Here is an 8,104-nt window from a genome sequence, read left to right as displayed (position 1 = left end):
TACACCAAAGAGAGTCATCCATCGTGGTTGGCTCTCTTTTTTATTTACGCTCGAGGAGCGGTAGCTCCGCGATCCTCGTTCACACGGCGTCCGTCTTCAGTAGTTTTCGACGGTAAGCTTTCCATTTAGCGGTAAGCCGCCTATATCGAATGGGCACCGTTCAGAGGAATCAACCACGATCTCGAACGAAGAGCACCGAGAGTAAAAATCATAAACTGACAATTCATTGCTTACCTATACAACATCCTTCTTGGATATCTTGATATTATTAGACACTCCGCTATTCTAACATAAATTAGGCCATACTCGTCCACTTCTATCGGCGAATGTATCGGATAGACCAAGCTTTATCACGGGTGCCGTCGTATCAGTGTAGTGAATGGGTCCTGTTAACATGCAACTCGTCGAGCAGGCCAGGTCGATCTTCGCAGAGCTCGGATACACTGTTGAAGGAGACGGCCCCGAGTTTCGAGCCCAGCGAGAATGGAAAGTCGTCCACGTCAGTACCGTCCTCGAGACAGGAACCCTCCCGAACGAATCGGGAGAATTCCACTGTTTCGTCGCACAACCAAGCGATGTAGATGAACTCGAGAGACGACTCAAACAGACAAATACAGACTACGAGTGGGCGATCATCGTGGTCGACGGAGACGAGTATCAGGTCGAACGAGCCCCGCCGGGACCGCGTGCAACAGCGTAGTCCGGCACTGTTTTTCGGTTATTCAGTGGTGTTGAGAGCGCGACGCGTCGCCGTGACCCCTTCCCCGGGGTCGACATTGGCTCCCATCGACTCGAGAACGTCGCCGAGTGCAGTCACGACGTAAATGACGTTTTCGGGTCGAGCGGAGTGGCCCATACAGCCGATACGGAAGATGTCACCTGAAAGATCACCGAGTCCGCCGGCGATCTCGAGATCATATTGTTCGATCAGGGCGTCACAGACGGCACCATCATCGATTCCGGCGGGGACGCGGACTGCGTTCAGACTTGGGAGCCAGTACTCGTCGGGAGCGTTCATTTCGAGGCCCATGCCTTCGACGCCGGCTTTCAGTGCGCCGGCGAGACGTTCGTGTCGAGCCCAACGGGTTTCGATACCCTCCTCGGCGACGAGACGAAGGGCTTCCCGAATTGCGTAGACGTTAGTGATCGGTGCGGTATGGTGGTACGCGCGTTCCTCGCCCCAGTATCCCTCGAGCAATGAAAGGTCCAGGTACCAGGACCGGGGCTCCTCCTCGCGTGCGAGAACTTTGTCCATCGCCTCGTCGGAAAGCGTAAGGGGGCTCGCACCGGGCGGGCAGGAGAGACACTTTTGGGGGCCAGCGTAGGCGACATCGATGTTCCACTCGTCGACGCGAAGTTCGACACCGCCGATAGAGGTGACCGTGTCGGCGATGACGAGCGCATCATGATCGTGTGCCGCGGCCGTGAGTTCGGGAACGTTCGGCTGGAGTACTCCCGTACTCGTCTCTGCGTGGACGAATCCGAAGACGTCCGGATCGTGTTCCGCGAGCGCTTCCTTGACGGCACTCGGATCGAGCGGTTCCCCCCAGGGTGCATCGACTTCAACGACGGTTCCTCCGGCGCGACGAGCCATCGACGCCATCCGTCCGCCGAAGTATCCGTTCGTCGGAACGAGCATCGTATCGCCCGGTTCGACGAGGTTTCCGATCGCGGCTTCCATCGAGGCCGAGCCGGTACCTGAGACGGGAATCGTCCATTTGTTGTCTGTCTGGAAGGTATACCGCAGTAATTCCTGGACTTCGTCCATAATCTCGACGAACGAGGGGTCAAGGTGCCCAACGAGGGGCGTACTCATCGCCTGAAGCACGCGGGGGTTGACGTCGCTCGGTCCGGGCCCCATTAGCGTCCGATTCGGTGGGGTGAGTTCTCCAACTTCGGGCTTGGAACGTGACTCATCAGTAGTCGTCATGTCGGAATGTGGTACCGGAACCCTCAAAAGCGTTGATTCATCGGCGACGATCAATTCGCTCGCCGTACGTTTAAGGGATATTGTGTCTTAGTAGCATAGGCAATGGTCTTCAAGAAGATTACGCTGATCGGGACGAGTACTGAAAGCTTCGATGCGGCGGCTGACGATGCGATCGATCGAGCCGAAGACACACTCCAGAACGTGTACTGGATCGAAGTTGACGAACTCGGCGTCGAAATAGCAAACGCTGAAGGCCGAGAGTATCAAGCGGAAGTAACGGTCGCGTTCGAACTCGAGGAGTAGTGACCTATATCTCGAGCTAATAGTTGATTAAAAGCGTTTTCCGCCCGTCGCGAGACAGAGAGAGGAGGAGGCCTTCTAACGAGCCGGTAGTCACGAAACGGCTTACGTCCGAAACGATTCGCCACAACCGCATTCGCTGACGACGTTTGGATTCTCGACATGGAACCCTTCGGCTTGTAGTCCGCTTTCGAAGTCGAGAACGCTTCCTTCGATGTACTTCAGGCTTGCCGGATCGACGAAGACACGAAGGTCGTGGTGTTCGTATATCGTGTCGTCGTCCTCGGGTTCGTCGTCGAACCGCATCCCGTAGGAGAGCCCCGCACAGCCACCTTGCTGGACGAACAATCGTAGCCCAGCGATATCGTCATCTAACCCTTCCCCCTCGAGCAGTGAGCGTGCCTGATCTGCGGCTTCCTCGGTTACCTCGATCTGGGGTCGTGCGTCCCCACCATCCATACTTTCGGTGCTCATATACTACCATTCCCGCGCAACGATGTTAACGTTGACGCCATTCGAGAGGCTATCAGTCCAGATGGAAAATCAGATCGTACCGTTACCATCCGATTGAACGGCGTTGTAATACTCTCCGAACCGTTTTTCGTCGTTCGGGGAAAGCTGAATGCCGTTGACTGCCAGCAGTTCAACCATCCGTTCGACATCGTACTCGTACCACATCGAGAGAATCCAGAGGTTCTTCTGGGCGTAATCGTAGTTACGTTCGAGCACCCGCCGATCGGTCGGATCGACGACGTCCGGTTGCATCTCGTCTTCGTCTCCATCATTCTCACACGTAAAACCAGCACCTGCTATTCTCTGGTTGAGAGTGTTCAGATTGCGAAAGGAGAACCCCTGAAGAGTTCTTTGAAAGATTACTCGTGATCGAATCGCATCCGGACGCTCTCGGCGTGGCCCTCGAGCCCCTCTGCTGTCGCCAGCGTTGTGATGGTCTTTTCTAGATTCTCGAGTCCGGTTTCGGAGAGCCGCTGGACGGTCGTCGACCGAACGAATGTTTCGACCGAGAGTCCGCCGGTTACGCGTGCGCCGCCGTTGGTTGGGAGCACGTGGTTCGTTCCGCTAGCATAATCTCCCGCCGCAACCGGTGTGTGAGGTCCGAGGAAGACGCTTCCGGCACTGTCGATCCGCTTGAGGAGTTCCTCATCGTCGTCGGCGATAATCGAGAGGTGTTCGGGGGCGTACTCTTCGGTGAACAGAATCGCTTCGCTCATCGATCGCGCGAGCAGGACGCCGCTCGCGTCGTTCGAGAGTGCCGATCGGATCGTTTCTTCGCGCTCGCGCTCGTCCGCTTGACGCTCGAGCGCTTCGGTGATGGCTTCGGCGGTCGTCTCATCATCGGTGATTGCGACGACGGATGCGTTGGCGTCGTGTTCGGCCTGGGCGATTAGTTCCGACGCGACGAACTGTGGCTCGGCAGTGTCGTCCGCGATGACGACGACCTCACTGGGACCGGCCAGGAAATCTATCGCAACGTCACCACGGACCTCGGCTTTGGCCGCCGTTACCCATCGGTTTCCGGGGCCGACGATTTTCTGGACGCGAGTAACCGACTCGGTCCCGTAAGCCAGTGCTGCGATGCCCTGTGCGCCGCCGACGCTGTAGACGGCATCCGCACCCGCGGCGTGAATCGCCGCGAGCGTTACTGGACTGATCTGTTCCGCTGGGGGCGTGACCACCGAGACGTGGTCGACACCGGCGACGACGGCCGGAACGATACCCATGATCGCGCTCGAGGGGTAGGCTGCGCTCCCGCCGGGCACGTACACGCCGACGCGGTCGATCGGTCGGAACCGCCTCCCGAGTTCTCGTCCGTCGTCGAAGGACTCGCGCCAGTCTTCGGGGAGTTGTGCCTCGTGAAACTCCCGGACGTTCGCGGCGGCGGTATCGATTGCCTCGAGTAGTTCGTCATCGAGGTCGTCGTACGCGCGCTCACATTGGTCCGTAATCTCGAGGTTTCCGACCGAGACGTCGTCGAACTGCTCGGTGAACTCGCGAACGGCGACGTCGCCTTCTTCGCGCACTCGTTCGACGATATCTCGAACGTCCGAACGGACGGACTCGACGCCGGCGTCGCGTTCGAAAAAGGCGACGCGCTCGTCGGGGCCGAGTTCGGATACCTCCCGTTCCTGAATACTCATACCGCTGCTAATGTGGGCATCGCGAAAAACGGTTTCCTTCCGTTATGCGTCGCCTTTTTCGACGGTCCAGAGCCCTACTGCGTCGAGCGTCGCACGGACGAACAGGTACACGAGAAGCGAAAACCCGATGACTGCGATCGGGGCCTGGAGAATCTCGGCGATTCCGCGACCGAAAAGCAACTGGCTGAACCCGCGGACGAAGAAACTGAAGATGACGAGGCCGAACGCGATGACGGAGAGCTTGACGAATCCCGCACGGTCCATACGCCACTGTCCGGGCCGGTCCCCGAAAGTCGTATCGAAAGATCACGAGCGTAAGTATCGTAACGAGAACCGAATGGATCGATCGGACCGGGGGCAGTAGGCCGTTCATCGATTCGATTGGCCGTGGTAGTTGCGTAGCGCTCGAGCGGTAGGTTGGGTTCGTCAGTGACTATTTCCGGTTGACAGGCGATGCATAACTAATCCCAACTCACTGCATCCATCCGCTATGTGGCCCTGGGAACACGCAATCGTCGGGTATGTGGCGTATTCGCTCTTCTGTCACATCTATTATCGTGACTCGCCGGGCGGTCTCGAGGCGTTCGCCGCTGTTTTCGCGTCCGTTCTCCCGGACCTCATCGATAAGCCGCTCTCGTGGGAGTTCGGCGTGTTCGAGGCGGGGTATGCCATCGGACATTCGATCTTTTTTGCGATCCCGCTCGCGATAGTCGTCGGCATCGGGACACGGTCGGTAGGGCGTTCCCGAACTGGGATCGCGTTCGGACTCGCCTATCTCCTCCATTTACCGTCGGACGTGTTTGACGCGTACGTTCGTGAAGATGTCGTTCACTACGAATTGATGCTGTGGCCGGTCGCAACGGTTGCAGACGGCGGGCACGGTCACGGCTTTCTCGAACAATTTTCGATCCTGTTCGATCAGTACCAGGCTGAGCTGTTCTCAAGTGATCCGTCGACGTATCTCTGGGGCCAACTCGGACTCGGGGTGTTTGCCGGGTTGCTCTGGTTGTACGACGGTGCACCGGTAGCCCGAGATCTCGTCGTCGGAGGCTTCAAGGTATTCACGGGTCTCCTCAAGCGCGTCGACGGATAAACGGAAAGATACCTCCGAGACGTTTATAAATAGTTATCAAGAGCGTTTTCTGATCCAGAAAATCGTGTTGTGGGATTACTATTATATGAGTCAATCCTCGAACGAGGGCGCGATGTCCGGCTCTGAAGGACCGTGTTCCTCGATCATCAACTCGGTTGGGAGGTGCCTCTGACAATCACCTCTGACATTTCGACGATTCCCAACCGGGACCACTCATACTCCATTGAACCGACTGAATTTCAGTGCTGACTCGAACAGATCTGTTCATGTCGGGACTGTAACCCAATTCGCCAGCACCGCTTGCTGGCGGGTGCGTCGCTCACCCGGAAAAATCGAACCCACGTCATAACTCGAAGGGCGGTGTCAGTGTTGCCCGTACAGCGAATACATGATGGACAACAACCCGAGCAACCGGCTCGTGTTCTCGAAGAACACGGTGACGACCTGCGACGGGCTGATAACCGTTGTGATGAAGACGTTGATCAGGAACGGGAACAACGTGAGTAACAGAAGACCGATCGAAAGGTACAGCATCGACGTGCTCTCGTTTCGTCTGTACCCTCGGAACGCCTGGTAGGCGATGACCGTACCGACGAGGGCGACAAGAAAGAGACTTGCGACCGTCAGTATCTCGAACAGTGGTGCTTCGTCGAGCCTGACGACGTTCTGGCTCATCGCATCCCCTCCCACATTTGCGTGAACTTATCTGCAACGTCCTGATCGCGATAGGAGAGGTCGAGAGAGAACTCACCTTCCTCGAGTGAAAGCTCGAGGCTGTCGAGATTGGCCGAGTAGACGCTGTAGTGGTTTCCGTCCTGTGCAAGTTCTGTTTCTTCGGTGATGAGTTGACACTCCGTGAGCCGATCGAGTCGACGATAAATCGTCGGCAATGAAGCGTCACACCGGTCGCTCAATGTACTGGCTGACATGGGTTCGACGCTCGTTTCGGTGAGGATCGCTCGTGCGTACTCGTCGTCGAGAACAGCGAGCAATTCCGTCAGGTCGCAGTCCTCACTCACTGGTAAGTTATCGTTTCGGGACTGATATGAAAAGGAGCCCGGTTTTTCTACTTCAGAAAATCCGCCTTGAACGAGCTAAATCCCACGTTTCGTTCCCTGTATACCGCCCGAACCGCGTGATTTGTCCTGCGTGTCCCCGCTCGCCGATTCGAACATGGAGTCGAAGTCGAACTGGTTGAACTCCTCCGGTTTGATATCTTCGGTGGCGTAGACGTAGAGCGCCGTCTTCGCAACGCCGGTAATGACACCGCCGACGAGCATCGAGAGGACGCCGAACGAGACGGCGATGGCGAGGGCAATCGCGACCATCGCCAGGCTCTGGGAGATAGCGATGATCCCGACCGCGAGGACGATGCCGGGAATCATGATGAGTGCAGGGATGATTCCCAGTCCAACTTTGGTCCCAACGGTTTCTCCCCACGTCTCTTTGAACGTCGATGCGCTCTCGGTAAACATCGAAGTCGCGGATACGTCGTCCTGGAAAACGATAACCGGGATGACGAAGAACGTCGCGACGGCCCAACCGACGCTGAATATCATCGCGGCAATCTGCGCACCGATCCCGCCGCGAGACTCGAGCGCCTGGATGAAGATACCCACGATTGCGCTCACGAACGACCAGATGAGCAACGTTCCCGACTTTCGTGATGCGGCTCGCAGACCATCCCCGATGTGGGGGTCGTTTCCGTGGAAGACCTCTCCGACGGAGTAGACCAGTCCGGCGTTGAACAGCGCGGTGATATACGTCGTGCCGAGATAGACGACGAACAAGACCGCAATCTCGATGCCACCGAGCGACATCTCGCTGGCCAGAAAGAGCGGTCCGAGTAGTGCAGCCATGAATACGGCCGACGCGATTCCACTCACGAGCGGGTACAACGCGAGTTTTGGGTGAGATCGAAGTACTCGAAGGCTGGCAACCGACAGGACGAAGCCGGTCTTGAGGCGGCTGAAATATCTCATGGGGCTGCCTGAGTGCTACCACCATATCAATATTCAGCAACGGTTTCTGGTTCGGAAACTCTGTTCGAATAACACAATCGACCGATGTTCGAGGATGAACGGAGTAGCTTACTTCATAATAACATCGATTTCGCCGACCTGATGTCCGTCATGATAGTAACAAACGTACTGTTCCATCGCCTCGCTCGCTTCAACCTCGAGCGTTTCGGTCTCACCCTCGGATTCCACGCCTGTCGTCGCGTAGTCGTCTACGATTCCCCCCGCTCTCGTCTCAGATTTCGAGGTTGTGTCGCATATCTTCCGCGTTCTCCCAGCTGATCTCGTAGGTCGATCTCGCCTCGAGGACCAGCGTGGGATTTTCGACGCCGTCGATGAGGTCCGCCGGCTTGACTCCCTCCCAGTGTCTGGCGTATCCGAGCAGGTGGATTTCGTCTCCGTCGATCCATTCCTCCGGATCAGTTACGCCGCCGCTTCCGTCGGCAGGGTCGGGGTCACTGAAGACGCCGCCCAGACAGCCAGCAACGGAAACGCCCCCGACCGTCGCGAGCGATGTCGTACAGAACCGTCGTCGTGTCGTCGATATGTCGGCTATCGATACTAAACGCATTCGAATCCGGAGACGTGAATAAGACACCACATTCTC

General features: G+C 57.1%; 12 protein-coding genes. 3 read left to right on the top strand and 9 right to left on the bottom strand.

Annotated elements, in window-relative coordinates:
• The first annotated feature begins 394 nt into the window (after positions 1-394).
• Entirely contained in the window at positions 395-700 is a 306-nt protein-coding gene (locus tag QNM96_RS20975) for a hypothetical protein (protein ID WP_283838760.1), read from the top strand.
• A gap of 18 nt (positions 701-718) precedes the next feature.
• On the opposite strand, the gene QNM96_RS20970 is transcribed toward QNM96_RS20975, so the two are convergent.
• Positions 719-1,930 carry an alanine--glyoxylate aminotransferase family protein gene (locus QNM96_RS20970; RefSeq protein ID WP_283838757.1) on the bottom strand — a complete coding sequence of 404 codons (1,212 nt, stop codon included), beginning with the start codon at positions 1,928-1,930 and terminating at the stop codon, positions 719-721.
• A 102-nt stretch (positions 1,931-2,032) separates the two neighbouring features.
• On the opposite strand from QNM96_RS20970, the gene QNM96_RS20965 reads away from it, so the two are divergent.
• Complete coding sequence (locus QNM96_RS20965; RefSeq protein WP_283838756.1) at positions 2,033-2,233, top strand: dodecin; 201 nt, start codon at positions 2,033-2,035, stop codon at positions 2,231-2,233.
• A 102-nt stretch (positions 2,234-2,335) separates the two neighbouring features.
• Here QNM96_RS20965 and QNM96_RS20960 read toward each other — a convergent pair whose 3' ends face one another.
• The 4 genes from QNM96_RS20960 to QNM96_RS20945 all read right to left on the bottom strand — a co-directional run bounded on the left by QNM96_RS20960 (position 2,336) and on the right by QNM96_RS20945 (position 4,650).
• The gene (locus tag QNM96_RS20960) at positions 2,336-2,704 is read right to left on the bottom strand and encodes an iron-sulfur cluster assembly accessory protein (RefSeq protein ID WP_283838755.1); all 369 of its coding nucleotides are present in this window, start codon (positions 2,702-2,704) and stop codon (positions 2,336-2,338) included.
• Between the two features lie 69 nt (positions 2,705-2,773).
• Positions 2,774-2,995: a hypothetical protein gene (locus QNM96_RS20955; protein ID WP_283838754.1), complete on the bottom strand. Its 222-nt coding sequence runs from the start codon at positions 2,993-2,995 to the stop codon at positions 2,774-2,776.
• A gap of 107 nt (positions 2,996-3,102) precedes the next feature.
• Positions 3,103-4,386, bottom strand: coding sequence for a histidinol dehydrogenase (hisD, locus tag QNM96_RS20950; protein WP_283838753.1), 1,284 nt, complete (start codon positions 4,384-4,386; stop codon positions 3,103-3,105).
• A gap of 42 nt (positions 4,387-4,428) precedes the next feature.
• Positions 4,429-4,650: a hypothetical protein gene (locus QNM96_RS20945; protein WP_283838752.1), complete on the bottom strand. Its 222-nt coding sequence runs from the start codon at positions 4,648-4,650 to the stop codon at positions 4,429-4,431.
• A 226-nt stretch (positions 4,651-4,876) separates the two neighbouring features.
• Between QNM96_RS20945 and QNM96_RS20940 the strand changes: the two genes are divergently transcribed.
• Positions 4,877-5,479 (top strand): metal-dependent hydrolase, encoded by a 603-nt coding sequence (locus QNM96_RS20940; protein WP_283838751.1) that lies wholly within the window; start codon positions 4,877-4,879, stop codon positions 5,477-5,479.
• Between the two features lie 363 nt (positions 5,480-5,842).
• Here the strand turns inward: QNM96_RS20940 and QNM96_RS20935 are convergent, their stop codons facing one another.
• From QNM96_RS20935 to QNM96_RS20920, 4 genes are all read right to left on the bottom strand, one after another.
• Positions 5,843-6,154, bottom strand: coding sequence for a hypothetical protein (locus QNM96_RS20935; protein WP_283838750.1), 312 nt, complete (start codon positions 6,152-6,154; stop codon positions 5,843-5,845).
• Entirely contained in the window at positions 6,151-6,498 is a 348-nt protein-coding gene (locus tag QNM96_RS20930; protein WP_283838749.1) for a winged helix-turn-helix domain-containing protein, read from the bottom strand. Before QNM96_RS20930 ends, QNM96_RS20935 begins: the two co-directional genes overlap by 4 nt.
• Before the next feature lie 75 nt (positions 6,499-6,573).
• A complete protein-coding gene (locus QNM96_RS20925; RefSeq protein WP_283838748.1) occupies positions 6,574-7,461 on the bottom strand; it encodes a DUF6159 family protein in 888 nt (295 codons plus the stop codon).
• A gap of 271 nt (positions 7,462-7,732) precedes the next feature.
• Positions 7,733-8,068, bottom strand: a complete 336-nt coding sequence (locus tag QNM96_RS20920) for a hypothetical protein (protein WP_283838747.1) — start codon at positions 8,066-8,068, stop codon at positions 7,733-7,735.
• Positions 8,069-8,104: the final 36 nt, after the last annotated feature.

It is taken from the genome of Halostagnicola sp. A-GB9-2 (assembly GCF_030068615.1).
In the GTDB taxonomy this organism is placed as follows: Archaea; Halobacteriota; Halobacteria; order Halobacteriales; family Natrialbaceae; genus Halostagnicola.
Note: the sequence above shows the minus strand (reverse complement) of the source record. Positions and strands in the feature narration are given on the sequence as shown.

Excerpts from the sequence above, each read along its gene's own strand:
- QNM96_RS20960 (WP_283838755.1), bottom strand. The coding sequence starts at position 2,704 with ATGAGCACCGAAAGTATGGATGGTGGGGACGCACGACCCCAGATCGAG.
- QNM96_RS20955 (WP_283838754.1), bottom strand. The coding sequence starts at position 2,995 with ATGCAACCGGACGTCGTCGATCCGACCGATCGGCGGGTGCTCGAACGT.
- QNM96_RS20935 (WP_283838750.1), bottom strand. The coding sequence starts at position 6,154 with ATGAGCCAGAACGTCGTCAGGCTCGACGAAGCACCACTGTTCGAGATA.
- QNM96_RS20970 (WP_283838757.1), bottom strand. The coding sequence starts at position 1,930 with ATGACGACTACTGATGAGTCACGTTCCAAGCCCGAAGTTGGAGAACTC.
- QNM96_RS20925 (WP_283838748.1), bottom strand. The coding sequence starts at position 7,461 with ATGAGATATTTCAGCCGCCTCAAGACCGGCTTCGTCCTGTCGGTTGCC.
- QNM96_RS20965 (WP_283838756.1), top strand. The coding sequence starts at position 2,033 with ATGGTCTTCAAGAAGATTACGCTGATCGGGACGAGTACTGAAAGCTTC.
- QNM96_RS20945 (WP_283838752.1), bottom strand. The coding sequence starts at position 4,650 with ATGGACCGTGCGGGATTCGTCAAGCTCTCCGTCATCGCGTTCGGCCTC.
- QNM96_RS20975 (WP_283838760.1), top strand. The coding sequence starts at position 395 with ATGCAACTCGTCGAGCAGGCCAGGTCGATCTTCGCAGAGCTCGGATAC.
- QNM96_RS20920 (WP_283838747.1), bottom strand. The coding sequence starts at position 8,068 with ATGCGTTTAGTATCGATAGCCGACATATCGACGACACGACGACGGTTC.
- hisD (WP_283838753.1), bottom strand. The coding sequence starts at position 4,386 with ATGAGTATTCAGGAACGGGAGGTATCCGAACTCGGCCCCGACGAGCGC.
- QNM96_RS20940 (WP_283838751.1), top strand. The coding sequence starts at position 4,877 with ATGTGGCCCTGGGAACACGCAATCGTCGGGTATGTGGCGTATTCGCTC.